Raw genomic sequence first — 25294 nt, 5'->3', positions numbered from 1 at the left:
TAAGCGGGTGGAACGTCAGCAACGACAGGAACGTCAGCAGGCGGAATTCCAGCCGCCGCAGCCCGTGACCTTCACCGGCCGCAAGACGCTCGTGGCCACGGCCATCGCCGTGGTCCTGATCGCCGGGGCCCTGGTGATCCGCCCGGCCCGGGTGGACGACGACCCGCGCCCGCCCGGACCCACCGAGCGGGCGGCGTCGGCGGTCGGCATGGGCTCACCGGCGGCCTCGGTGGACCTTGCGGCGCTGATCAAGGACCGGGAGGCGTGGCTGCGCGGGCACGCCGAGGACCACGGTTCGTGGGCGGTGCTGGGCTCGGCCTATCTGGAGCAGGCGCGGCGCGGGGCGGATGCGGCCTGGTATCCGAAGGCCGAGAAGGCGCTCAAGCGGTCGCTGGAGCTGCGGTCGGCCGAGCAGGGCAATTTCGACGCGATGACGGGCATGGGTGCGCTCGCCAATGCCCGGGGGGACTTCGGGACCGGGAAGAAGTGGGGCGAGCTGGTGCGGGCGCAGTCGCCGCGGCGCTGGACGGCGTATCCGGTGCTGGTGGACGCGTACTCGGGGGCCGGCGACTACAAAGCCGCCGAGAAGGCCATGGAGCGGCTGGTGGAGCTGCGGCCGGGCCTGGCCGCGCATGCGCGGGCCGCGCAGGTCTACCGGGACCGGGGCTGGCGGGAGGATGCGACGGCCTCGATGGAGAAGGCGGCGGGCGCGGCGAAGACCCCGGCGGAGAAGGCGTACTGCCTGTCCCGGCTGGGCGAGCTGGCCTGGGAGCGGGGCGAGACGACGGAGGCACTGCGGCTGTACGAGGCGGCCCTGCGCACGGATCCGGCCCAGCCCCAGGCACTGGGCGGCCGGGCCCGGGCGCTGGCCTCGCTGGGGCGGGCCGGGGAGGCGGTCCGCGACTACCGGATGGCACTGGGGCGGGCGCCGGTGCCGCAGCTGGCCCTGGAGCTCGGGGAGCTGCTGGAGTCCCTGGACCGGGAGGACGAGGCACGGGCGGCGGAGGGGCCGTACACGCTGCTGGCGGGGCTGGCGGCGCGGGACGGGTCGCAGGGCGCGCGCGGAGCTCACGGAGTGAACGAGGCGGTGGTGCTGGGCCTGTACGAGGCGGACCACGGGGACCGGACGTCGGCGGTACGGCGGCTGACGGCGGAGTGGGACCGACACAAGAGCGTGCAGGTCGCGGACGCGCTGGGCTGGGCGCTGCACCGGGCCGGGGACTCCGAGTCGGGTCTGGAGTACGCGAAGAAGGCGACGGACCTGGGGCTGCGGAGCGCGGACTTCGCGTACCACCGGGCGCTGATGGAACGCGCGCTGGGCGACACGGCGTCGGCGCGGCGGCACCTGCAGGAGGCGTTGCGGACGAACCCGGGGTTCTCGCCGGTGCGGGCGGCGGCGGCGAGGGAGGCGTTGGCGGCGGTGGGGGAGCCGGGGGCGGGCGGGCCGGAGAATGTGCTGCCGAAGGGGAAGTGGGTGGCGCCGGACATGAGCCAATACATCGTCCCGGCAAAACCGAAGCCCAAGCCCTGACCGATGCCGGCCCGGGCTGCCGCCCTGGCTCCGCGCCTGGCCGCCGCCCCGGCGCACCCGGCTCCGCACCTGGCCGAGCAGACCGCATCGCCGGGCCCGCCCGGGGCCGGGCAGGCCGGATGGCCGGCTCCGCCCCGGCCGGGCCCGACCGGACACACCCCTCCGGCGTCCGGCGGCCCGGCGGGGCCGTTCCCCTGCGGGGCATTGCCCCTCCCCGCCCCTCCCCGCTCCCTGGGGCTCCGCCCCAGACCCCGCGCAGCCGCGCGCCCGGGGCGCGCAACAGCGGGGCTGGGCAGCGCCCGGCAGGGCGCGGCGCAGCCGCTGGAGCGGGGCTGCCGCCCCGGCACCCCCGCCGCGCACCCAACGGGGCGCGGGGCGGAGCCCCGAAGCCCGGGCACCCAGCAGGGCGCGGGACGCCCGGGGCAGAGCCCCGGGGCCCAGCTTCGGGCGAAGCCCGGGCACCCCCACGGGTCCGGGGCGCAGCCCCGGGGTTCGGCCCCGGGCGAAGCCCGAGCACCCTACGGGGCCGGGGCGAGCCCCAGGGTTCGGCCTCGGGCGGAGCCCGGGCACCCCCACGGGCCCGGGGCGCAGCCCCGCGGCTTGGGTGCCGGGCGAAGCCCTGGCACCGCTACGGGGTCCGGGGCGGAGCCCCGGTTTCGGGAAGGGGCGGGGTGGGGGAATGGCCGCGCGCAGCGCACCCCACGGGGCCGGGGCAGGCGCCGGCCCGGGGTGGCGGCTACAGGTTGCCGCGCTTGTCCTGTTCGCGCTCGATCGCCTCGAACAGCGCCTTGAAGTTGCCCTTGCCGAAGCCCATGGAGCCGTGCCGCTCGATGATCTCGAAGAACACCGTCGGCCGGTCCTGCACCGGCTTCGTGAAGATCTGCAGCAGGTAGCCGTCCTCGTCCCGGTCCGCCAGGATCTTCAGCTCGCGCAGCTCGTCGATCGGCACCCGGGTGTCACCGACCCACTCGCCGAGCGTGTCGTAGTACGTGTCCGGCACCGACAGGAACTGCACGCCCGCCGCCCGCATCGACCGCACCGTCGCCACAATGTCGTTCGAGGCGAGCGCAATGTGCTGGACGCCCGGGCCGCCGTAGAACTCCAGGTACTCGTCGATCTGCGACTTCTTCTTCGCGATCGCCGGCTCGTTGATCGGGAACTTGACCTTCTTGGTGCCGTCCGCGACCACCTTCGACATCAGCGCCGAGTATTCGGTGGCGATGTCGTCGCCCACGAACTCCTTCATGTTCGTGAAGCCCATGACCTTGTTGTAGAAGCCGACCCACTCGTTCATGCGGCCCAGCTCGACATTGCCGACGCAGTGGTCGATGGCCTGGAAGGTCCGCTTCGCCAGGGGCTCGACGATCGGGTCGGCGGCCGTGTAGCCGGGCAGGTAGGGGCCGGAGTAGCCGGAGCGGTCGACCAGGGTGTGGCGGGTCTGGCCGTACGTGGCGATGGCGGCCAGCACCACCGTGCCGTGCTCGTCGGTGATCTCGTACGGCTCGTCCAGGCCGCGCGCGCCCTGCTCGACCGCGTACTTGTACGCGGCCCGCGCGTCCGGGACCTCGATGGCCAGGTCGACGACGCCGTCGCCGTGCTCGGCCACGTGCTCGGCGAGGAAGCGGCCGTGGTCGGTGGTCGCCTTGATGACCGAGGTCAGGACGAACCGCGCGGAGCCGTTGGTGAGGACGTAACTGGCCGTCTCGCGGCTGCCGGTCTCCGGTCCGGAGTAGGCCACGAGCTTCATGCCGAAGGCGGTGGAGTAGTAGTGCGCCGCCTGCTTGGCGTTGCCGACGGCGAAGACCACCGCGTCCATGCCCTTCACCGGGAAGGGGTCTGCCTCACGCGCCGTCTCGGGGTTCTGATCCAGGGTCTCAGTCATGACCGCAGAGTCCCGCCGATCCACAAGCTGCGCAATAGTTTCTTGTTCCGGTATACAGATTGCCCAGCCACAGCTCCGCAGGACTGGAATATCTGTGCAGGATGACTACCGGAAGGCGCCTCATGGGCATCGACAGTCTCGATGGCAGACTCATCGTTCTCCTGGCCCGCGAGCCCCGGATCGGGGTCCTGGAGGCCTCCCGCCGGCTCGGCGTGGCCCGAGGCACGGTGCAGGCCCGGCTGGACCGGCTCCAGTCGAGCGGAGTGATCCGCGGCTTCGGCCCGCAGGTGGATCCGGCCGCCCTCGGCTACCCGGTGACGGCCTTCGCCACCCTGGAGATCAAACAGGGTCAAGGGGCGGACGTACGGGCCCACTTGGCCACCGTGCCGGAGGTGCTGGAGCTGCACACGACCACCGGGCACGGGGACATGCTGTGCCGCCTGGTGGCCCGCTCCAACGCCGACCTCCAGCGGGTGATCGACCGGGTCGTCGGATTCGAGGGCATCGTGCGGGCCTCGACGGCGATCGTCATGGAGAATCCCGTACCCCTGCGGATCATCCCCCTGGTCGAACAGGCGGCGGAAGACGACTAGTCAGCAGGACGGAACGGTTCCGCCCCGGTTCAGTTCCCGCAGCGAGGACACCGCGTCCGTCAGCGAGGTGACGGGGATCAGCCGCAGCCCCTCGGGGAGCTCGGTCTTGGCGTCCGAGCACTCGGCCTTCGGTACGAGGAACACCGTGGCCCCGTCGCGGTGGGCGGCCTGGGTCTTCAGGGCCACCCCGCCGACCGCGCCGACCGTGCCCTTCGCGTCGATCGTGCCGGTGCCGGCCACGGTCCGGCCGCCGGTGAGGTCCCCGCCGCTGCCGTCGCCGTCGAGCTTGTCGACGATGCCGAGGGAGAACAGCAGTCCGGCGCTGGGCCCGCCCACATCGGCGAGGTTGAGGTCCACCTTCACCTGCTTCGGGTCCTTCTTCAGGTATCCGAGGGCGGCCTGGGTGGCGGTGGACTGCGACTTCTCCATTTGCTCCAGGTTGTGCGCCTCGATCTCCCTGTCGCTCTCGCCGGACGGGTACACGGCCTCCTTGGGCATGACCGCCCGGTCGGTGCGGAACCAGTCGCCGACCAGGTCCGCCAGGCGCACCTCCTGGGAGGGGCCGGTGGCGACGATCGTGGTCATCCGGAGCTGTCCCTTGGTCGGGCGGATGGGCGCACCGGAGACGGTGATGACGCTCTTGCCGTCCTTGGCGCCGAGCACGTCGGCCGTCAGCCCCGGCTGGGCCAGTACGAAGGGCAGCGGCGCGAAGGCCGCGACCAGCAGCAGTGCGAGTGCGGGCACGGCACAGACGGCGAGAGCGACGGGACGCGGGAGACGTGAGAGGCGTGAGAGCACCCGGCCAATCTAGCCTCCCGCCCGGCCCGGCCCGGCTCCGCCCGCGCGTGGCCGGGCACAGCCGCGCCCCCGGCCCCGCCGGTGAGGCGGAGCCGGGGGCACGGCTGAGAGCGCGGTACGAGCGCGGTACGGCGCAGTGCGGGCGGCGTCAGCGCAGCGCGTCGGCGACCTCGCGCGCGGCGTCGACCACCCGCGGCCCCACCCGCTCCGGCACGGCTTCGGCCAGCATGACGACGCCGACACTGCCCTCCAGACCGGTGATGCCGACCAGCGGTGCAGCAGCTCCGCTGGCGCCGGCCTCTAGTTCTCCGTGGGTGAGGGTGTAGCCGGGCTCGGTGAGTCCACCCTGCCTGGCGGCCAGGATGGCTCGGCCCGCGGCACCGCGGTCCAGCGGATGCCGGAAGCCCGCCCGGTACGCGACGTGGTAGTCGGTCCAGGTGGGCTCCACGACGGCCACGGCCAGCGCTTCGGTGCCGTCGACGAGTGTCAGGTGCGCGGTGGCCCCTATGTCCTCGGCGAGGGAGCGGAGCGCGGGCAGGGCTGCCTCGCGTACAAGTGGGTGCACCTGCCGGCCCAGTCTCAGCACACCGAGACCCACGCGGGCCCGGCCGCCGAGGTCGCGGCGGACCAGGGCGTGCTGTTCCAGCGTGGCGAGCAGGCGGTAGACGACGGTGCGGTTGACCCCGAGCCGGTTGGAGAGCTCGGTGACGGTCAGACCGTGATCGGTATCGGCGAGCAGCTTGAGAACTCGGAGCCCTCGGTCGAGAGTCTGCGAGGTTTCCGCGGTCACGACACCTCTCCCTCTGTGGTGAGCGGCGGTGAACTCTCAAAGCCAAGGCTCCGCCGGTCCCATCGGCGACGCATGGAGAGGCCGCCGGATAAGGCCATGGCACCGGCTGCGCTCCCGTGGCGGCGCTGCCACGGGGCGTTTCGATGCGGGGACAGTAGCGAGCGGGTTCGCTCAGCGGAAGGCCTCGTCCAGAATCCGGGCGCCGAATCCCTGTATGTGGCCTTTGCGCAGCCGCTCGGTGTGCCTATTTGTCATGACCCCCGTCTCAGAACCTCCATACGGCCCCGGGAGTATGAACGGGTTCGAAAGAACCTCGAAAGAACGCCGAAGGCCCCCGCAACGGACCGCAAACCAGGCGCCCGAAGCCGGACGGGGCCGTGCGAAAAGCCGGACGGGGCCCGTGCGAAACTCCGCACGGACCCCGTCCCGCGTTCCGTAGGAACGGCTCAGCCCGTCACCGCATCCGGGTCGCCCACTCCTGGACCTTTTTGATCCGCTCGCGCAGCTGCCCCGCCGTCGCCTCCGCGCTCGGCGGCCCGCCGCACACCCGCCGCAGCTCGGTGTGGATCACCCCGTGCGGCTTGCCGCTCTGGTGGACGTACGCGCCGACCATCGTGTTCAGCGACTTCCGCAGCTCCAGCAGTTCCTTGTGCGAGACCACCGGCCGCCGCTCGGCCGGCAGCTCCAGCAGGTCCGCCTCCGTGTCGGGCCGCTTCCGGCTGTGCGCGATCTGCCGGGCCTGCCGCTTCTGCAGCAGCATCTGCACCTGGTCCGGTTCCAGCAGGCCGGGGATGCCGAGGTAGTCCTGCTCCTCCTCGCTGCCCGGGTGGGCCTGCATGCCGAACTCGGCGCCGTCGAACAGCACCCGGTCGAAGACCGCGTCGGACTCCAGCGCCTCGAAGGGCAGCATGTCCTGCTCGCCGGTGTCCTCGTCCTCCTGCCGGTTCGCCTCGTCCATCTCCTTCTCGGACTCGGCGTACGGGTCCTCGTCCTCGCCCTGCTTCTTCGGCTTGTCGAGCACGTGGTCGCGCTCGACCTCCATCTCGTTGGCGAAGCCGAGCAGGTACGGGATGGTCGGCAGGAACACCGAGGCCGTCTCGCCGCGCCGCCGCGACCGCACGAAGCGGCCGACCGCCTGGGCGAAGAACAGCGGGGTGGAGATGGTGGTGGCGTACACGCCGACCGCGAGGCGCGGTACGTCCACGCCCTCGGACACCATCCGGACCGCGACCATCCAGCGGTCGTCGTTCGCGCTGAAGTCGTCGATCCGCTTCGACGCGCCCGTGTCGTCGGACAGGACGACGGTCGCCTTGGTGCCGGTGATCTCGCGGAGCAGCTTGGCGTACGCCCGCGCCGAGTCCTGGTCGGTGGCGATCACCAGGCCGCCGGCGTCCGGGATGCCCTTGCGGACCTCGGTCAGCCGCTGGTCGGCGGCCCGCAGCACGTTCGGCATCCAGTCGCCGCGCGGGTCCAGTGCGGTGCGCCAGGCCTGGCTGATGGCGTCCTTGGTCATCGGCTCGCCGAGCTTGGCGGCGATCTCGTCGCCCGCCTTGGTCCGCCAGCGCATGTTGCCGCTGTAGGAGAGGAAGATGACGGGCCGGACGACGCCGTCGCCGAGGGCGTTGCCGTAGCCGTAGGTGTAGTCGGCGGAGGACCGCCGGATCCCGTCGTTCCCCTCCTCGTACGTGACGAAGGGGATGGGGTTGGTGTCGGACCGGAAGGGGGTACCGGTCAGGGCCAGCCGCCGGGTCGCCGGGTCGAAGGCCTCCAGGCAGGCCTCGCCCCAGGACTTGGAGTCGCCGGCGTGGTGGATCTCGTCCAGGATCACCAGGGTCTTGCGCTGCTCGCACCGGTTGCGGTGCAGCATCGGACGCACACCCACACCCGCGTAGGTGACGGCGACCCCGTGGTACTCCTTGCTCAGCGGCCCGGCCGAATACTCGGGGTCGAGCCGGATGCCTATCCGGGCCGCGGCCTCCGCCCACTGCTTCTTCAGGTGCTCGGTGGGGGCGACCACGGTCACCTGCTGCACCACGTGGTGGTGCAGCAGCCAGGAGGCGAGGGTGAGCGCGAAGGTGGTCTTTCCGGCGCCGGGGGTCGCGACCGCGAGGAAGTCGCGTGGCTGGGTCTGGATGTACTTGTCCAGCGCCCCCTGCTGCCAGGCACGCAGCTTGCTGGCGGTACCCCAGGGGGCACGGCCGGGAAAGGCGGGTGAGAGGTGGTGGGAGGCGGTAGTAGTCACGGTCTCCGGTTCGTCGCTCTCGGCAGTCGTACGTAGGACAACCGGGCCACCCTACCGGGCCTTTCACGCTCCTCGTGGCGGGACAGGCCCGTGACCTCGCGACGTGCGGCGAGGGTCACACGGCGGTGCCGTGCAGCCGGCGCAGCCGGTCCGCGATCCGGTCCGTTTCGGCGAGGGAGCCCTCGGCGACCTCGATCACGAGCTCGTACGCGGCGTCCTGGTCTGCCTCGGCCAGGTCGATCCCGTTGACCGCGAGGAAGGTCACCGCGGCCAGCCAGGCGGTGCGCTTGTTGCCGTCCACCAGGGGGTGGTTGGCGGCGATGCCGTGCAGCAGCGCGGCGGCCTGTTCGAACCGGTCCTGGTACGCGGACACCCCGTACATCCGCGCCCGTGGCCGCCGCACCGCCGACTCCAGCAAGCCCGGGGAGCGCAGCTCCACCGGCTGGTCCTTGGCGAGACAGGCGTGCCGCGCGAGGTCGGTCACCTCGGCGACCGTGAGGTGCCGCTCGGCCGGCGCCGGCCCGGGCTCCGCGGGAGCCGGGGCGGCGGTCTCGGACATGCCGCGCGGCGTGGGGGCGGTCATTCGCCCAGCCGCTTCAACAGCGGCGCGTGCCGGCGCGCCAGTCGCTCGGCCTCCCGGCCGACCAGCCGACGGTCGGCGCGCAGGGCCGCCCGTACGGCGTCCGCCGCCCACTCCTCGGAGGTTTGGCCGACGGCGTCGGCCAGGTCGTCGAGCTCCGCGCGTTCGGCGGCGGAGAGCCACAGGGTGATCTCGTTCACACGGCGAGAATAGGGGCCCGGAGCAGGCTGCTCATCCGGATTTCGCCCCGGGCGGCAGCGGGACGGCGGGCGCCGCATCCGGACCGGGACGGGCCGGGACGGGGTCCAGGCGGGTGGCGACCCAGGCGCCGACCAGGGCCACGCAGGCCATCGGCAGGAACACGACGACAAAGGCACCGGGGTGCGAAGCGGAACCGGCACCCTCGCTGACCGCATGGGCCGCGTGGGCCGCGCCCACCGCTCCCCCGCCCAGCGCAGCGAAGGCCGCACCACCGCCCGCCAGCAGCACCACGTTCGCCAGCGCGTCCGAGATCTGCAGGGCGGCGGAGTTCGTGCCCGCCTCCTCCGGCGGCGACAGCTTCAGCAGCAGCACGCTCGTGGAGCCGATCACCAGGCCCATCCCGAGGCAGCCCACCGCCCAGGCCAGCGCCAGGGTCCACACCGGCACCGATTCGATCAGCACGGCCGGCGCGGCGGCGATGGCCGCAGCCACCAGCACCATGCCCAGCACCATCAGCCGCACCCGGTACGGCGCCATCCGCCCCTTCGACTGGATCCAGGACCCGCCCGCCCAGGTCAGCCCGCCCAGCGCCAGCGAGAACCCGGCCAGGGTCGGGCTCATCCCGCGCTGGGTGACCAGCATCAGCGGTACGAAGCTCTCGGCGGCGATGAACGACCCGGCCGCGAGCCCGCGCAGCAGCACCACCGAGGGCAGCCCGCGCCGGGCCAGGTAGGTGCCGCGCGGCAGCAGCCCGAGGACCGCCGGCACCAGCAGGGCCGCGCCCGCGACCCCGGGCAGGACCGACAGCCAGCGCAGGTCCTGGGCGGCGTACTGGAGCAGCCCGGCCCCCAGCGAAATACCGAGAGCGAGCCGGATCCGGCGCCGGTCGAACGGTACGGGCGGCCCTCCCGGATCCACCGGCCCGGAGGCGGTCCGCCGGATCGCGGGCAGCGCGACCACGAGCGGTACGACGACCAGCGCGGGAATCCCGAGGAACACCCACCGCCAGCCGAGGTGCTCGGTGACCGTCCCGGAGGCCAGCGGCCCGACGATGGACGGCACCACCCAGCTGGCCGCGAAGGCCGCCATGATCGCGGGCCGCATCCGCTCGTCGTACGCCCGGCTGACCACCACATACAGCGCGACGATCACCAGGCCGCCACCGAAGCCCTGCACGGCCCGCCCGAGCACGAACAGCCACATCGCCCCGGCGGCCCCGGAGAGCACCAGCCCGCTCGCGAAGGAGGCGATCCCGACGGCCAGGGGCCGCAACGGCCCGGCCCGGTCGGCCCACTGGCCGGACAGCACCATGCCGAAGAGGCTGGTGGTGAAGTACGCGGAGAAGGCGAAGGCATAGAGCCCGATGCCCTTGAGCTCACGGGCGGCCACCGGCATGGCCGTCCCGACGGCGGTCGCCTCAAAAGCAACCAGGAAAATAACGGAGATGATCCCGAGGCTGAGCGTCCGGTGCGCAGGCCCGAGAATCCCACCGCCGCCGGCCGACTGGGGCGCGGCGGGCGGGGCTATCTCGTCGGCACGGGGCTCAAGGGCACTCATCGCCCCAGGCTAAGGGCCATCCCCGGGTTTCACCCCTTTCCTCGCCCCCTCCCTTCGACGGATCCTCCCCTCCTCCAGCAGCCCTAGGCCCATCCCCGACACCAAGCTTTGTGAACGCACCATGGCAGTCACATTGCAGGCCCCGCGCTCCCCTTCCAGCCCCCGCCCGCCCCGCCGTACGGTCGTGTCATCTCCACCACACAGCCGTGTGCCCGAGTGGTTGAGGGACTCGCCTGCAAAGCGAGTTACGCCGGTTCGAATCCGGTCACGGCTTCTGCTGAAGGCCGCCCAGCCGGCGCTCTGGGCGGCCTTCACCATGTTCAGGAACCGGCCCCGGTGGTGGGGGCCGGATCGCAGGCGAGTTTCTTCTGGGCGAAGGCGAAGAACTTGCGGATCAGCTCCGTGTTCGCAGCCCGCGGCGTCGTCGACCCCGACGGGGGCCGCCAACTGTGAATCGTGAGCTCGACGTTGATCGTCCAGGACGGCCGCTTGCACCGGAAGGCGACCGCCGCACCCTTGTCCCAGACGACCGCCTCGTCCCCGAGGGCGATCCGGTCGGGCTTCTCGCGCGGGAAGTCATACAGCAGACCGACGTCGACTTTGCTCCTGTCCGCCGCCGCCGCGAAACGGAACAGCCCGTCCACTCTGACCTTGCAGTCCGCGTCGACAAACTCCATGGAACGGATGGATTCCTCGACTTGAACCTTCTTCCCCTCTCCGAGCAGGGGCAGGAGATCAGACCGGTCGAAGGCGTTCCAGCACATCGCCTCCGGGCCCTGCGGCACGGACGGCTTCTCCTCGGAGCAGGCGGAGAGGCCGCCGACCAGCACCAAGGGAATCACGAGGGACGCGGGGCCACGCCTCCAGGACATCGGGAACCTACCTCTGCATTCCGCGACCGGCTTTCCGCCGCTGCGGGGGCTTCGACTCTGTCGTGGTCAGGACCGGCAGTTGAGTTCCCGGTGGGCGAAGTCGAAGTACTTCCTCAGGAGAGCCTTGTGTGTGGGGCGCGCGTCGGCCTTGTTGTCCGAGTCCAGGTATCCGTGCACCTGAAGCCTCACCTCTGTCGTCTTCCCAGGTGCTCGGCACGTGAACTCGACGCTCGCGCCGCCGTCATAGACCCAGCCGTTCCTGCCGAAGTCGATCGGGTCCGTGCCCTCCGGGACACCGTGATGAAAGCTCTGCCCTTCCTTGAGCTGCAGGCCAGTGGCGGAGAAGCCGGTCTTCCCGTCGATGTCCACGCGGCAGGTCCCGCCTGTAGTCAGAAAGCCGCTCGCCTCGTCAATGGTGGCCTCCTTGCCCTCACCCAGGTAGGGCAGGATTTCGGCACGGCTGAACACCTGCCAGCACACCCGTGCCGGCAGCTCGGGAACGGACGGTTCAGCCGAGCAGCCGGATAGGGCGCCTGCAGCACATGCCGCCCCAAGGCTGAGGGACAAGATCTTGCGACGTGTGGACACTCCCGCATCACCCCTTGGCCGGTGGACGCTCGCCGCGGCCGATGGCATGTGCGTTGCCGGTCTCGGTGGCCGCCACCCCCGCAAGAACGTTGATGTCCCGCTCCGAGAGCCCGGACCCCTCGGCAGCCTTCTTCACTGCTGCCGCCGCCGCATCCTGCGCCGCCAAATCCGCCTGCTGATAGTCCAGCACCGCCTGCTCGTCATCCTTGTCGGTCCGATCCGTGATGTCCTTCTTCGCGCTCTCGACCACGCTGTCGGTGATGTCCTCCTGGAGCCACCCCACGATGTCACCAGCGATCGGGAACATCTCGACATACTTGGCACCTGCCATGTCGATCCCCCGGTTGATCCACTTGGCGGTGTCCTCGACGCCCTTGACGTACTCCTCCTGCTTGTGGCCGCTCTCGGCGAACACACCCTGGGCCCTGGCTTCGGAGAGGATGCCCGCGATCTCGCCCCCGGGGTGGACGGCCGTCTTGATCGCCGCGTCCACCTCGCTGTATTCGCTGCGGTGTGTGAAGACGTCGTTGATGAGGGTGGTGGTGAAGGCCCGCTGGGAGTTGGTGATCGCGCCGTACGCCTCGGGGTCCTGGGCCACCGCCCCAAGGAACTCGGTCACGGCGGTCTTGTCGAAGTCGGCCATTTCAGCGAGCGGCTCGCCCTGTTCTCCCGTCTTGGCAACGACCCGCTCCATCACTTCGTCACCGCCACCTAGGTCTCGGGAACCGATTCGGGAAGGTCTTCCGAGCGGTCGGGGAGACCGCCGTTGTTCTGGCAGCCGAGCTCCTTGGCGATGGCGAGCGCCGCCGAGTGCATGATGGCCACGTAGTCGGGACGGCGGACGTCCACGCCCTTCTTCCCGTCCCACTTGTCGCGGAACGTCAGGCGGATCTGCAGGGGGAGCTCGTCGGTGGAGCCGACCCGGGGGCTGCCGCAGTTGTACCAGAGGTGGGCGCGGTTCTCGCCGTGGATCACGCCCGGACCGCGGTCCTTCTCCCCGCCACCGACGTACTTCTTGTCACCGGCGATCCAGAGCTCCGCGTACGGCGCGCGCCCGCCCTTCGGCCTCCCCGATGCCCGGCACATCTCTCCCTCCAGGTCACCGAAGCCCTGTCCGGTTTCGTACCTGCCTTGCAGCCCCTTGCCGACCGCCCGGAGGTCCAGGTCACCCGCCTCGTCCCGCAGCCTGAACTCCGTGGAGTCGAGCACCCGCTCCAGAGCCCCGGCGCCCTCCGGGTCGAACAGCCCCTGGCAGATCTGCGCCGCGGATCCGTACTCCGGCTCCGCCTTCGCGGAAGGCTCAGACGTACTGCATCCGGCCACCAGCGCGAGGACGGCAAGCCCGCATCCGACCGTGTGGACCCGCCGGTACGCCGAGATCACTTCTTGCCCGTCTCGGGTTCGTGGCCCTGCTGGTCGGCCAGGTCGTTACCGGTGCCGTAGCCGATCTGCCTGGACTCCATCAGGTCGTTGCCGAGTTCGCTCAGTGGGTCGATGTGGTGCCGCTCCATGAACTCCTTCAGCGGCGCCTTCGCACTGTGCTCGCCCGCCTGGTACATCTCCTTCGTGGTGGCATGCGTCTTTTCGTCCACGTCGTCCTTGTGCTTCTCCACCGCATCCGAGGACCACTCCCCGATGACGGAGGAAGCGGCCTGCTCCACGGCACCGCTGCCGACGTCCACGGCCAGCGGTACGAGGATCGCCGCCGCACCGGCAGCCGCGGCAGTGGCCGGAAGGAAGGCGACACCGGCCGCGATGGCGGCCGTCGTACCGAACTCCACCCAGGCCGCCCGCTGCTCGTGGGCCTTCTCGTACTCCTCGTGCTTCTTCTCGCCCTGCGCGATGACCTGGTTCGCCCGCGACTCGTCGAGCATGCCCTGCACCTCGGCCGTGGTCCGGATGGTCGCGCGGGCCCTGCCCTCGTCGACCTGGCCGTCGTGGAAGCCCTGGGTCTCCAGGACGCTGGCCGAGTAGATGCGCTCGGCCGTGGAAACGGTCGCATAGGCATCGGGATGCTGGCCGAGGGCGCTCAAGAGATCGCGGGCCTCCTGCAGGTCCAGATTCGCGTGGCCCGGCTCACCGGCCTTGGGCTGGAAGACGCTGTTGTCGCCCACGTCCGCGATGGCCCGGTTGACGTCGTCGATGTAGCCCGCCGTCATGTTGCCCACGCTGTCGGCCAACGACTCGTGGGCCTTGAGGAGACCGGCGTCGCCGCCGTACTTCTTCGCGACCTCCTCCATGACCCGGGCACCGGTCTCGGTCCGGTTGAGCTCCGGGGCAGGGTCGTCCCACGCGTGGCCGAGCGTCGCGGCTTCCAGCGCATGGCCGAGCGCCTCCGGCATGTACTTCTGGACCTTGGCCAGGTCGTCCGGGTTCGTCCCCTCCATATCGATGGTGAAGTCGTACTTCTCGTTGCCGAAGAAGTCGAGGTAGTTCTTGATCGGCTTCTTGTCCTCGCCCTTGCCCAGGTCGGGCTCGCCGGCCTTGACTGTGCCGTCCTCGTTGTACGCGGGGAGGGGTTCACGCTCCGGGTCGAAGAACTGCGCCGCCGCCTCCGGGCTGTGCCCGAGCGCCTCCAGGAAGCTGACCACCGGGTCGTAGCCGGCCCCATTGACCCCGGACGGGTTGAAGAGGTTCTGCCCGTAGCCGCTGAGGTGCCGTGACTGGTTGAAGAAGTCCGGGTCCTTCGCGTGGATCTGGGTGGCGTGTTCCGCGATCGGGACCAGGAACTTGGGGTCGTAGTTGCCGTACCGCATGATGCCGCCGAGCAGCTGGTAGCCGTACGGCGGGTTCTGGTCGTACTTGGCCAGCGGAATCCGCTCCGTACCCAGCTTGCGCAGTTCCTGGGCAAAGCTGTCCGGCAGGTGGGGCTCGGTCTTGGAGCTGGTCGCCGTGGCGAGGTTGAGGCCAAGGTTCCGCTGCAGCTCCTGTACGTCCTTCAGTCGCTGCGCGTCGACCTTCGACCAGTCGTACGTATCCGTGGACATGTACCCGAAGAACTCGAGCGCGCCCTTCGGACCCAACCGCTCGTAGAAGTTCGTCGAGAACTCCGGCACCTTGGCGTTGTCCGCCAGCAGCTCGTTGAGCTCGACGAGCTCCTCGTGCTTGAGGTCGCGGCCCTTCTTGGCGAGCTCGGCGGCCCGGCCGGCCTGTTCGGAGGCGATGCTCGTGTACTTCGGCCCACTGAAGTTGTGGTCGTCGGTGACATTCGCCGCCAGCATGCGCGCCAGCGACTGATCGGCGTCGTCGCAGCTCTCGACGATCGCGTCGATCTTGCGCTGCCACTCGCCACGGTGCTGCTGTGCGGTCTGCATGTAGTCGGGGTCGTGCCGGGCTGCGTTCTCGGTCCCCGGGTCGGCGAAAGGCACCCTGGACACCCGGCCCTCGGCATCCACCCGGAACCCGGCGGCCGGGGCCTCCACGTCCACGATCTTCTTGAGCTGGTCCTTGGCCGACTTGAACGCGGCATGGCCACTCGTCAGGGCCTGGTGGATGCCCTTGGCCTGCTTGGCCGCGTCGTCGAATTCCTTGGCCACCTTCGCGATGAACGGCCGCCCGGCCCCCGCGGTGACCCCGCTCCACTCGGCCTTGTCGGCCTTGACCTGCATGCCCTGGCGGGCCTCCCGGGCCAGCTCCTCCAGCTTGCCGACCATCGCGCCCCAGTCGGTCACCGCCGTCTGGAGCTTGTCCAGGGGTGCGTTCATCACGTTCTCGAACGTCAGCACGTGCCTGCCCCTGCCCTTACTTGAGGTACTCGTCGACCTTGGACTGCGTGAACGCGGCGTGGATCTGCGCGTCCTGCTTGCCCAGGGAGTTGACGGAGTAGTTGAGGCTGTTGGAGATGTGCGCGCAGCCCGCGAGCAGGGTCTTCAGCTGCGAGTCCCACCGCTCCTGCACCGTGAGCAGCGCGGCCCCGCTCGCGAAACTCTCGCCTTTGAGCTGGTTGCCGGCCTCGCCGGTGGCGGTCTTGGCGTGGTTGCCGTCGCGGGACAGCCGGTCGTGGAGGACGTACGCGTCATGGCCGATCGCGCCGATGTGGTCCTGGTTGACCAGGAGGTCCTCATTACCGCCACCACCGCTACCGCCGGGATCGGCCGGCAGTTGGTTGAGCCGCGTACCGACGTTCGCGGCGGCGGCTGCCCTGGCGGTGGACCACTCTTCGTCGAACGACATGCGGCTCAAGTCCTGTCTGCTGTCTGCAGTCTGCTGGTCAGCGGTTCCTTGCGCGTACGGCCACGACGGTGACGGCTCCCCCGATGAGCACGGCGGCGCCGAGCCCGAGGGCGATCCAGGGAAGACTGCTGCCGTCATCACCGCTGTCGGCGGCAGCCTGGCTCGGCTGCTGCGCTGGTGCGGACCCGGCGGGCGCGGGCGCCGGGGAGTTCGGCGGAGCCGAGGCGGGAGCGGCCAGGTCGGGCAGCGGCCACTCGTTGGCGGGGCCGGGGTCACCGGGGTTGGTCAGGGCGATCCGGGGACGCACGACGCCGTAGCCGATGTGGTCGTTCCGCTGGACTCCGTCGCGGGGCTTGCCGGCGGTGTTGAGGAGGACGCGGAGGACCTGGTTGTTGGTCCAGTCGGGGTGAGCGGACCAGATGAGGGCGGCGGAGGCGGAGGCGAGGGCTGTGGCGTCACTGGTTCCGTGCGATTTGCAGACCCCGCTCTGCTTTGTGCATGCGGTGACGATGTCCATTCCGGGCGCGGCAAGGTCCACCTGCGCGCCCTTCTGAGATTCCGCGGTGGCGTTGCCCTGCCGGTCGATGGCAGCTACGCCGACTACGCCCGGCGTAGCTGCCGGGAACAGGATTTCGTTGTAGCTCTGTGCCGAGTTACCCACACCGGCAAAGATGATCTTCCCCTTTGAGTGGGCATACTTCACCGCCTCGGCCCGCAGGGCGTCGTTCTCCTTGCCGTTGCTGACAGCCGCCAACGAGATGTTGATGATCTTGGCATCTGAATCTGCCGCGTACCTGATCGCCTCAACCCAATTGGGGGTCTTGGGATCCCGCTCGCTCGGAACACGGATCGGCAGGATCTTGACACCCGGCGCGAGACCGAAGGCCCCGTCGCCAGAAGGATGCTTACCCGTCCCCGCGATAACCGCCGAGATGGTGGTCCCATGACCGTCATAGTCCTGGCGCTCGTCTCCCTTGACGCCCGGGGCCAGGTTCTTGCCCCGCAGAACCTGGCCTTCCAGCTCTGGGAGGTGGCCAACACCGGTATCAATCACCGCAACGGTGACCCCTTTGCCGGTGCTGCTCTTCCACATCTCATCGGCCTTCATGGAGTCGAGATGCCATTGCTGCGACCTGATGGACGCCGCGTGGGCCGGAGTCGCGGCGACTCCGGCCAACAGCAGACCCATGAGGACAGATGTGGCTCTCCGCATGCGCATCTCGTACAGAATCCGTTCGCTCAGTCGACTACCGGCGGGACAATACGACGGTCACCCTGCCAGGTCTCCTCGTCCTCGGACAGGTAGTCCGGACGTTCACCGTTCTCGCGCTGCGGACGCCGACCCGGCGTCTGGCTGCCGCGGACCAGGCCCGAACCACCCTGCGTGAAGGGTCGGGCACCAGCGGTGGCCCCACCGGCCGGTCGGCCACCGACGACCCCGCCGGGCTCGCTTGCCAGCCGACGACCCGCACCGGGCACGCCGCCGCCCTGGGCGCCGCCGCCGAATCCGCCGCTTCCCATGCCGGGGCCGTAACCGCTCCGTCCTGCCTGCCCGGGGCCGCCTTCGCCGATGACCGTGCCGCGGTGGAGCCCGGACTGCGGGCCGGTCGTGTTGACCTGACGTCCACCGTGGATGCCGGAGTCACGCGGCGGGAGGGCGTTGGGGCCGGCAAGCTTGCTGACCGGCGGAGACCCGGGACCGGGGGCCCCAGGGATGCCGGGGATACCCGGGATACCGGGGATCGGACCGGGCGGGCGGCCGGGACCAGGGCCGAGTGTGGGCGGACCGCCGACCGGCGGAAGCATCACAGGCGGCACCGGCCCGGTCGGCGGAGCACCGGGGCCGGGCGAGGGCGCAACCGGGATGACCGGTGAGGTCGTCTGGGGCGGCAGCGTCTTGACGCTGTCCAGATCGACGTTGACGTCCCTGTCGGGCAGGGGCGGCGGTGTGGGGGACCCCGGCCCCCGATCCGGCGCCGGCGGGACCGTCGACGGCGTGGTGGGGTCAGGATTCTTCGGCTGGTGACCGGGAACCGAGCCGGGCTCCGACGAAGGACCGCGGGTGTCGCCGCTCGGGGTCTGGTAGTTCGCCTCGCGCAAACCGTTGCGGAGGGCAGGGTCGCCACCGCCCTGGCGAGACATCTCGCCCTCCCCGCCAACCTCCTGAGGCACAACCTCCGGCGGCGCAGGCGGAAACGTCGGGATCGGCGCCGCATTGATCTGCGTCGTCGACGCCTCATACGACTGCGCCAGCTTGTTCATCTGCTGCACAGCCTCGAGGCGGTCCCCAGCCAGCTTCGAGTGAGCCGTCATGCCGATCTTCTGCGCGTCCGGGTCGTTGCGGGCCTCCCGCGACGCCTCCAGGTTGTCGTACGACTTCTGGTCGTACGCCGGCATGTTCGCCTTGACCTCGACGATCGTCTGCGCCGCGTTGACCATCCACTCGCCGCCGGTCTTGCTGTACTCGCCCAGTCGCAGCGTCGAGTTGCCCAGCCGGTTCACCCAGTCCTGGAAGGCCTCGGCGGCCTGGCCCTCCCAGTTCTCGACCTTGTGGTTCTTGAGGTCGTTGCCGATCTTCGTGATCTCGATCTCGGCGTCCTTCAGGAGCTGGCCGCGCGTCTTGACCTTCTCACCGTCCACCGAGGCCAGCATCGCCAGCAGTTCCTTGTGCGAGTAGCCCTCGAAGTTCGTTGCCATTACATGTCACCCCCGGCCGCATCCTTCGCGGGCTCGCTCGGCTTGGGCGCCTCGGGATCGCGCTCCGCTACGTACTGCTTCTCCGCCTGCCGCTGCAGCGCGCGCATCCGCGCCTTGACGTCCTCGTCCATGTTCTCGTAGCCCACCCGGGAGGCCTCGATCGCGATCGCCAGCGACTCGATCTGGTTCGCCAGCGCCTTCGAGAGGTTCTCCATCTCCGAGCGGACCTTGTTGTACGCCGTGTGCAGGCCGGCCGCCTCCGCGAAGCCGGTCCCCAGGTCGCCCGCGCCCAGGGTGCCGTCGGCGAACTTGCCGTGTTCGGCCTTGGAACCCTTCAACTGGTCCAGCAGGGCGTCCACACGCTTCTTGTAGCTCACCATCGACTCGTGCTCGACGAACAGAGCCGGCGCCTGTGCCCCGATCAGGCCCCTGTTCACCAACGAGATCATGCTGCCGCCCGGTACGAACGGCAGCACCGCCTCAATCGAATCCCCAGCCATGATGGCCTCCCCGTCTCCCCGTCTCTCCCCGTTGCCGCGGCGTTCCCGCCGCTCCCCGTCCCGTTCCCGTTCGCACCTGTTGGCGTGCGGTGCGCGCGAGTTCGTGCAGACTTGCGGTCAACTCTATCGAGCGGTGCCGACAGGCCCAAGCCCGGGGTTGCACGTGCAATACGTGCAATGGGGCTCAATGAGGCTCACACGGTCAGGAGTTGGGCACCGCCACCGCCGCAGAGGGGCGGATCGGGAGCCTGTTGACCGGGCGGCCCGTTGCCGCACGCACTGCCGAGGCTACCGCCGCCGGGGCCGTCACCACAGGGACCGCGCTCGCCGCCTTCGCGCCGAAGGGGGCCACCACGTCCCGTTCCTCGACGAGTTTGACGATACGGACGGCCGGTGCGTCCAGGGAGGTCGGCAGGGCATAACCCGTCAGGTCGGGGTGCCGGATCAGGCCCGCGGCGGTGCGGAGGTTCTCGGTGAGGGCCGCGCCGACGCCCTGGGTGACGCCCGCCTCGATCCGGGCGGCCAGCTGGCGGGGGTTGAGGACGCGGCCGACGTCCTGGGCGACCGCGAGTTCCACGACCCGCACCGAGCCGAGTTCGACATCGACGTCGACCACCGCGCGGATCGCGCAGAAGGCCAGGCCGACGAAGGCGTCGCCCTGCCCGTCCGCGTCCAGCGGCTCGGTCGGGTGCGGACGGCACTGGGCGGTGGCCCAGAGCTCCTTGCCCTCCAGGGCCTCCGCCACCGTGGTCGAGAAGGCCCCGTCGTACGAGGTGATGCGGCCGTCCGCGATCTGCAGCAGCTCGGTCGACATGCCGAACTTGGCGGCCATCGGCTGCAGCAGCTGCGTACGGACCATCTTGGCGGCCCGCTCCACCGCGCCGCCCGACACCCAGGTGTGGCGGCCGTGCGTGGCCGGGCCGGCCGGCGGCTGGTCGGTGTCGACCGGGGCGACCAGCACCTCGTCCACGCCCAGGGTCTCCTGGACGATCTGACGGGCGAGGGTGGCGAAGCCCTGGCCGGTCTCGACCGCCGCGCAGATGACGGTGGCGGTGCCGTGGCTGACCTTGACGGTGGCGGTGGAGACCTCGTCGGTGCCTTCGGCTCCGAGCATGTGGACCATGCCAATGCCGTAGCCGACCCCGCGCCGGACCGCGCCGGGCTCGCCCGCGCCCTCCGGGCCGCCGGGCAGCAGCCACTCCTCCTCCGGGGTGTCCTTGGGGAGCGAGGGCAGCTCGAAGTCCCGTACCGCACGCAGGAGTTCGGCGACCGGGGCCGGGCAGGTGACCGTCTGGCCGGTGGGCAGCAGGTCGCCGGTGGCCAGGACGTTGCGGAGGCGTAGTTCGGCGCCGTCCAGGCCGAGTTCGGCGGCGAGCTTGTCCATCTGGCCCTCGTACGCGGCACAGACCTGCAGGGCGCCTTCGCCGCGGACGTGCCCGGACGGGGGGTTGTTGGTGCGGACGGCCCAGCCTTCGACGAAGGCGTGCGGGACGACGTACGGGCCGCAGGCGAACGCGACGGCCGCGGCCAGGGATTCGGCCGAGGAGTCGGCGTACGCGCCCGCGTCCATCAGGATCTGCGCCTCGACCTTGACCAGCCGGCCCTCCGCGTCCGCGTGGTGGCGGTAGCGGAGCAGGGTCGGGTGGCGGTGGGAGTGGCCGAGGAAGGATTCCTCGCGGGTGGCGGCGAGTTTCACCGGGCAGCCGGTGCGCAGCGCGAGCAGGCCGAGGGGGAGTTGGTAGCCGGAGTCCTCGCGGTCGGCGGTGGCTCCGGGGACGCCGGTGACGACCACCTTGACGCGTTCGGGTTCGAGGCCGAAGCAGGCGGCGGCGAGGTCGCGGTCGGCGTGCGGGTCGGTGGAGGCGGTGTAGATCTCGACTCCGCCGTCGGGGCGGGGCACGGCGAGACCGGCCTCGGCGCCGATGGGGGCCGGGTCCTGGCGGCCGATCCGGTAGAGGCCCTCGACGACGACCTCGCCGGTGGCCTCCGGGTCGCCGTAGCGGAGCGGGATGTGCCGGATCAGGTTGCCGTCGGGGTGCAGGGGCGGGGCGGCGAAGGCCTGTTCGGGGTCGGTGACGGGGTCGAGGAGCTCGTACTCGACGGTGATCGCGGCGGCGGCGAGGCGGGCGGCGTCCGGGTGGTCGGCGGCGACGGCGGCGATGGGTTCGCCGTGGTGGCGGACCACGTCGTGGGCGAAGACCGGGCGGTCGGCGATCCGCCGGCCGTGGGTGGTGGCGCCGGGGACATCGGCCTGGGTGACCACGGCCCGGACGCCGGGCATCTGCGCGGCGGCGCTGGTGTCGATGGAGAGGATCCGGGCGTGGGCGTGCGGGGAGCGCAGCACGGCGGCCCAGAGCAGGCCCTCGGCCCAGAGGTCGGCGGCGTAGGGGAAGGTGCCCTCGGCCTTGGCTCGGGCGTCGGCGGGCATGACGGAGGCGCCGATTCCGCGCGGCACCTCCTGGGCCGCGGAGTCGGTGGGGGCGGCGGCCTGGGCGGTGGCAGTGGATGCGGTGATTCCGATGGCCGTCGCCGCGTCGCTGGCGGTCACGCCATGCCTCCGTGGTGGTCGGGGTGGATGCCGTCGGGGTGGATGCCGCCCTCGCCGGGCGGGGCCTGGTGCGGAATGCGGGGTTCGGCCGACGCGGCTGCCGCTTCGGACGCGGCTTCGGCGGCGGCCTCGGCTGCGGCTCCGGCGGTCGCCTCGCGCTCGGAGACCACCTCGCGGACGGCGTCGAGCACGCCGTGGTAGCCGGAGCAGCGGCAGAGGTTCCCGCAGAGGGCCTGGCGGGTCTCCAGCTCGCTGGGGGCGTGGTTGCCCTCCAGCAGGTCGTGGATGGTCATGGCCATGCCGGGCACGCAGAAGCCGCACTGCACGGCGCCGGACCGGCAGAGGGCCTGCTGCACGTCGGAGAGCTCGCCGTCGGTGGCGAGCCCTTCGACGGTACGGACCTCCGAGCCGGCCGCGGTGGCGGCCGGGACCAGGCAGGAGTTGACGAGCCGGCCGTCGACCTGCACGGCGCAGGCCCCGCACTCGCCCTGCGAGCAGCCGTCCTTGGCCCCGGCCAGGCCGAGGCGCTCGCGCAGCACGTAGAGCAGCGACTCGCCGATCCAGGCGCCGGTGACGGGCCGGTCCGCGCCATTGACGCGGAGCACGTAGGAGGCGAGGGGGTGTTCGGCGCTGTGCACGACGGCGGGGGCTTCGTGGGCGGCGCCGGCGTACGGCTCGCCGGGCACCATGTCCTCGCCGGACGGGGGAACGCCCTCGGGCGGGGTGTTCCCGGCCGGCTCATCGCCGGCCGACGCCTGCTCCGCCTCGGCGTGCGGAGCCGCGGCCGGGGCGTGCCCGGCCGGCCCGGCTACGCCCTCCGGCGGGGTGTGGCCGCCGGGCGCATCGTCGGCGTACGCAGCCCCCGCCAGCGGGACACCCTCCGCCGGGGTGTGGCCGGCCGGCACGAACGGGGTCGCCGCGGGGTCGGGCGCGCCCGCAACAGGGCCGCCCTCCAGCGGGACGCCCTCCGGCGGGGTGTGCGCGCCCGGCGCATCGCCGGTCGCAGCGTACGGAGCCGCCGTTGGCGGGACACCTCCGGCCGGGGTGTGCACGCCCGGCACGAACGCGCCGGGGGCACCCGGCATGGCAAGGCCGTCCGCCGAGGTGTGCCCGGCCTGGGCGTACGGGTCCGGGGCAGGGGCGCCCTCCGGCGGGGTGTGCCCGGCCGGAGTCTCGTCGGCGCCGCCGGCCACGGCCTGGCCAGCCGGAGCGTGCCCGGCGGGCACGAACGCGCCCGGCAGGGCGACACCCTCGGCCGGGGTGTGCCCCGCCGGCGCGAACGCGCCCGCGCCGGGGGCGCCCGGCAGGGCAATGCCATCCGCAGGGGTGTGCCCGGGCTGGGCGTACGGGTCCGGGGCAGGGGCGCCCTCCGGCGGGGTGTGCGCACCCGGCGCATCGCCGGTCGCGGCGTACGGAGCCGCCGTCGGCGGGACATCCCCGGCCTGGGCGTGCCCGGCTGGCGCGTACGCGCCCGCACCGGGGTCGCCGGCTGCGCCCGGCGCGAACGGGGTCGCCGCGGAGTCGGGGGTGCCCGCAACAGGGCCACCCTCCAGCGGGACGCCCTCCGGCGAGGTGTGCCCGCCCGGCGCGAACGCGCCCGCGCCGGGAGCGCCCAGCAGGGCAACGCCGTCCGCCGGGGTGTGCCCGGACTGGGCGTACGGGTCCGGGGCAGCGGCGCCGTCCGGCGGGGTGTGCCCGGCCGGGGTTTCGTCGGCGCTGCCGGCCGCGGCCTGGCTCGCCGGAGCGTGGCCGGCCGGCACGAACGCGCCCGGCAGGGCAACGCCATCCGCCGGGGTGTGCCCGGACTGGGCGTACGGGTCCAGGGCAGGGGCCAGCGGGGTGTGCCCGGCCGGGGTTTCGTCGGCGCTGCCGGCCGCGGCCTGGCTCGCCGGAGCGTGGCCGGCCGGCACGAACGTGCCCGGCAGGGCAACGCCATCCGCCGGGGTGTGCCCGGACTGGGCGTACGGGTCCGGGGCGGGCTCCGGCGTGGCCGGGGTGGCGGAGCCGAAGAGGTTGAGGCCTGTGGCTAGGGTGTGGTTCGCGGGCTGCGGTTCCGTGCGCGGGGACGGGATGGAGTCGTGGGACCCGGGGTGCTGGCGTTCCGAGGTGATCGGGGCCGGGGCTGCGCCGTGGGCCGCTTCGATGTCCGGCGCCGGGTGCACCGGCTCGTCCTCCGGGAGGGTGCCCACGCCGGGCCCGCCCAGCACGCGTCCGCGCACCGGAGCCCCGCCCGCCGTCGGCGAAGGCGCAGCCGGAGCGTACGCCCGTACGCCGTCGAAGTCCGGGCCGCTCGCCCACGGCGCCGCCGCGCCGCCCGGCAGGGTCGCCGGCGCCTGGCTCCAGTCGGCCACCGGGGCCGCCCACTGGCCGGTGTCGCCCGGGGCAGGCTCCTGGGCCGGCTCCATCGCCTCGGCGAAGTGCCACTCCGCCGTGGCGCCCGAGTCGGGCTCCGCGCCGCCTCCCGGAGCCCCCGCAGCCGCCGCGTCAGGCCACTGCACCGGAACCACCGGCATCGCCCACGTGCCCGTCGTCGCCGCCGGGTCGGTGCTCACCGCCGGGCCGACCGGACCCGCCGGAACCGGCGGTACCGCGATCACCGGCGGCACGATCACCGGCGGGACGTACCCGTGCCCGGGTGCCGCCAGCGGCTCGCCGGTGCCCGTGGCGCCCAGCATGTCCTCCGGGAGCTTCACGAACGCGGTCGCGTCGGAGTCGTACTCGCCCCCGTGCGGGACCGGCTCCCAGCCCCAGCCGCCGCCGCCCGCGTTCCCCACGCCGTTACCGCTCACGTGCCCGTGCCCGTTCTCGTTCTCGCTCATGAGGTCAGCGCCCTTCCCAGGGCCCTCCGTGCCAGCACGGCCACCGTCCGCCGCAGCTGTAGGACTCCGGCCGGGACCGGGTCTCCCTGGTCGGGTACGCACGCAGCCGCGACGTACTCGCCGAAGGCCTCCAGCGCCTCGGGCGCGAGCCGCCGTTCCGCGTCCCAGTCGATCAGCGAGGCCACCCACTGCTCGGCCTCCAGCGGTCGCAGCGGCATCGGGGCCACCGCGCCCACCGCGATCCGGACCCCGCGCCGGGCCGGGTCCAGGACCAGGCCCACCGAGGCGATCGCGCGGCCCGGCCCGGTCCGGCCGGTCGCCTTCAGGAACACCTGCGGGGCGTGCAGCAGCGGGACCCGCACATAGCCGATCAGTTCGCCGGGCCGGAGCATCTCGCGGCCGGCCAGCAGGTGGGACACCGGGATCTCGCGCCGCGCCCCGCCCGGTCCGGCGATGATCAGCACCGCTTCCAGGGCGGCCAGCACCGGCAGGGCGTCGCCCGTCGGCGCGGCCGTCACGATGTTGCCGCCCAGCGTGCCCGCGTTGCGGATCTGCGGCGGGCCGGCCGCCCGCGCGGCAGCGGCCAGGGCCGGGATCAGCGCCGCGAAGTCGGGGCGTCCCATCCGGGCGTGAGTGAGGCCGGCGCCGAGCAGGGCGTGCCCGTCCTGGTACTGCCAGCCGCGGATCTCGTTGATCCGGCCGAGGCCGACCAGCCCGGCGGGCCGCAGCTGGCCGGCGTTGACGGATGCCATGAGGTCGGTGCCGCCGGCGACCGGCACGGCGGCGGGCATGGCGGCGAGCGCCGCCACGGCCTCGTCGAGCGAGGTGGGCAGCGTGACGGACTGCGTCACGGAATGCGCCGCCTGCGGTGCGTGCGTGGTCAACCCAGCTGCCCCTTCCCGATGTCCCGGTCTCGGCGCTCA

At 72.1% G+C, this 25294-nt stretch carries 21 protein-coding genes and 1 tRNA gene; 3 read left to right on the top strand and 19 right to left on the bottom strand.

What is annotated here, in order from left to right; all coding sequences use genetic code 11:
• The first annotated feature begins 7 nt into the window (after positions 1-7).
• Positions 8-1531 (top strand): tetratricopeptide repeat protein, encoded by a 1524-nt coding sequence (locus ABT123_RS30755; RefSeq protein WP_351320607.1) that lies wholly within the window; start codon positions 8-10, stop codon positions 1529-1531.
• Between the two features lie 736 nt (positions 1532-2267).
• Here ABT123_RS30755 and hppD read toward each other — a convergent pair.
• Positions 2268-3413: a 4-hydroxyphenylpyruvate dioxygenase gene (gene hppD, locus ABT123_RS30750; protein ID WP_351320605.1), complete on the bottom strand. Its 1146-nt coding sequence runs from the start codon at positions 3411-3413 to the stop codon at positions 2268-2270.
• Positions 3414-3535: 122 nt separating this feature from the next.
• On the opposite strand from hppD, the gene ABT123_RS30745 reads away from it, so the two are divergent.
• Positions 3536-4006 (top strand): Lrp/AsnC family transcriptional regulator, encoded by a 471-nt coding sequence (locus ABT123_RS30745; RefSeq protein ID WP_351320603.1) that lies wholly within the window; start codon positions 3536-3538, stop codon positions 4004-4006.
• On the opposite strand, the gene ABT123_RS30740 is transcribed toward ABT123_RS30745, so the two are convergent.
• The 6 genes from ABT123_RS30740 to ABT123_RS30715 form a co-directional block, all read right to left on the bottom strand.
• On the bottom strand, positions 4007-4804 hold the full coding sequence (locus ABT123_RS30740; RefSeq protein ID WP_351320601.1) for a S16 family serine protease: 798 nt from the start codon (positions 4802-4804) through the stop codon (positions 4007-4009).
• Between the two features lie 148 nt (positions 4805-4952).
• Positions 4953-5594: an IclR family transcriptional regulator gene (locus tag ABT123_RS30735; protein WP_351320599.1), complete on the bottom strand. Its 642-nt coding sequence runs from the start codon at positions 5592-5594 to the stop codon at positions 4953-4955.
• A gap of 454 nt (positions 5595-6048) precedes the next feature.
• Complete coding sequence (locus ABT123_RS30730) at positions 6049-7836, bottom strand: DEAD/DEAH box helicase (RefSeq protein ID WP_351320597.1); 1788 nt, start codon at positions 7834-7836, stop codon at positions 6049-6051.
• A 115-nt stretch (positions 7837-7951) separates the two neighbouring features.
• Entirely contained in the window at positions 7952-8395 is a 444-nt protein-coding gene (locus ABT123_RS30725; protein ID WP_351320625.1) for a type II toxin-antitoxin system death-on-curing family toxin, read from the bottom strand.
• Positions 8396-8415: 20 nt separating this feature from the next.
• Positions 8416-8616, bottom strand: coding sequence for a hypothetical protein (locus ABT123_RS30720; RefSeq protein ID WP_351320595.1), 201 nt, complete (start codon positions 8614-8616; stop codon positions 8416-8418).
• 31 nt (positions 8617-8647) lie between these two features.
• Positions 8648-10174, bottom strand: coding sequence for an MFS transporter (locus ABT123_RS30715; RefSeq protein ID WP_351320593.1), 1527 nt, complete (start codon positions 10172-10174; stop codon positions 8648-8650).
• A 202-nt stretch (positions 10175-10376) separates the two neighbouring features.
• On the opposite strand from ABT123_RS30715, the gene ABT123_RS30710 reads away from it, so the two are divergent.
• Positions 10377-10448, top strand: a tRNA-Cys gene (locus tag ABT123_RS30710).
• 46 nt (positions 10449-10494) lie between these two features.
• Here ABT123_RS30710 and ABT123_RS30705 read toward each other — a convergent pair.
• From ABT123_RS30705 to ABT123_RS30650, 12 genes are all read right to left on the bottom strand, one after another.
• Positions 10495-11046 carry a hypothetical protein gene (locus tag ABT123_RS30705; RefSeq protein ID WP_351320591.1) on the bottom strand — a complete coding sequence of 184 codons (552 nt, stop codon included), beginning with the start codon at positions 11044-11046 and terminating at the stop codon, positions 10495-10497.
• 66 nt (positions 11047-11112) lie between these two features.
• Positions 11113-11514, bottom strand: a complete 402-nt coding sequence (locus ABT123_RS30700) for a hypothetical protein (protein ID WP_351320589.1) — start codon at positions 11512-11514, stop codon at positions 11113-11115.
• A gap of 127 nt (positions 11515-11641) precedes the next feature.
• Positions 11642-12328, bottom strand: a complete 687-nt coding sequence (locus ABT123_RS30695; protein WP_351320587.1) for a hypothetical protein — start codon at positions 12326-12328, stop codon at positions 11642-11644.
• Positions 12329-12345: 17 nt separating this feature from the next.
• A complete protein-coding gene (locus tag ABT123_RS30690) occupies positions 12346-13017 on the bottom strand; it encodes a hypothetical protein (protein ID WP_351320585.1) in 672 nt (223 codons plus the stop codon).
• On the bottom strand, positions 13014-15359 hold the full coding sequence (locus ABT123_RS30685; RefSeq protein WP_351320583.1) for a hypothetical protein: 2346 nt from the start codon (positions 15357-15359) through the stop codon (positions 13014-13016). Before ABT123_RS30685 ends, ABT123_RS30690 begins: the two co-directional genes overlap by 4 nt.
• A gap of 16 nt (positions 15360-15375) precedes the next feature.
• Complete coding sequence (locus ABT123_RS30680) at positions 15376-15807, bottom strand: hypothetical protein (RefSeq protein ID WP_351320581.1); 432 nt, start codon at positions 15805-15807, stop codon at positions 15376-15378.
• A 37-nt stretch (positions 15808-15844) separates the two neighbouring features.
• Positions 15845-16996, bottom strand: coding sequence for a type VII secretion-associated serine protease mycosin (gene mycP / locus ABT123_RS30675; RefSeq protein ID WP_351320579.1), 1152 nt, complete (start codon positions 16994-16996; stop codon positions 15845-15847).
• Between the two features lie 50 nt (positions 16997-17046).
• The gene (locus ABT123_RS30670; RefSeq protein WP_351320577.1) at positions 17047-18459 is read right to left on the bottom strand and encodes a hypothetical protein; all 1413 of its coding nucleotides are present in this window, start codon (positions 18457-18459) and stop codon (positions 17047-17049) included.
• 44 nt (positions 18460-18503) lie between these two features.
• Positions 18504-19004, bottom strand: a complete 501-nt coding sequence (locus ABT123_RS30665; RefSeq protein ID WP_351320575.1) for a DUF2563 family protein — start codon at positions 19002-19004, stop codon at positions 18504-18506.
• Between the two features lie 202 nt (positions 19005-19206).
• Entirely contained in the window at positions 19207-21552 is a 2346-nt protein-coding gene (locus ABT123_RS30660; RefSeq protein WP_351320573.1) for a xanthine dehydrogenase family protein molybdopterin-binding subunit, read from the bottom strand.
• Positions 21549-24371: a 2Fe-2S iron-sulfur cluster-binding protein gene (locus ABT123_RS30655; protein ID WP_351320571.1), complete on the bottom strand. Its 2823-nt coding sequence runs from the start codon at positions 24369-24371 to the stop codon at positions 21549-21551. Before ABT123_RS30655 ends, ABT123_RS30660 begins: the two co-directional genes overlap by 4 nt.
• Positions 24368-25255, bottom strand: coding sequence for an FAD binding domain-containing protein (locus ABT123_RS30650; RefSeq protein ID WP_351320569.1), 888 nt, complete (start codon positions 25253-25255; stop codon positions 24368-24370). Before ABT123_RS30650 ends, ABT123_RS30655 begins: the two co-directional genes overlap by 4 nt.
• Positions 25256-25294 lie beyond the last annotated feature (39 nt).

Source organism: Streptomyces sp. NPDC002054, from assembly GCF_040296685.1.
GTDB lineage: Bacteria > Actinomycetota > Actinomycetes > Streptomycetales > Streptomycetaceae > Streptomyces.
This window is presented reverse-complemented; position numbering and strand designations above follow the sequence as displayed.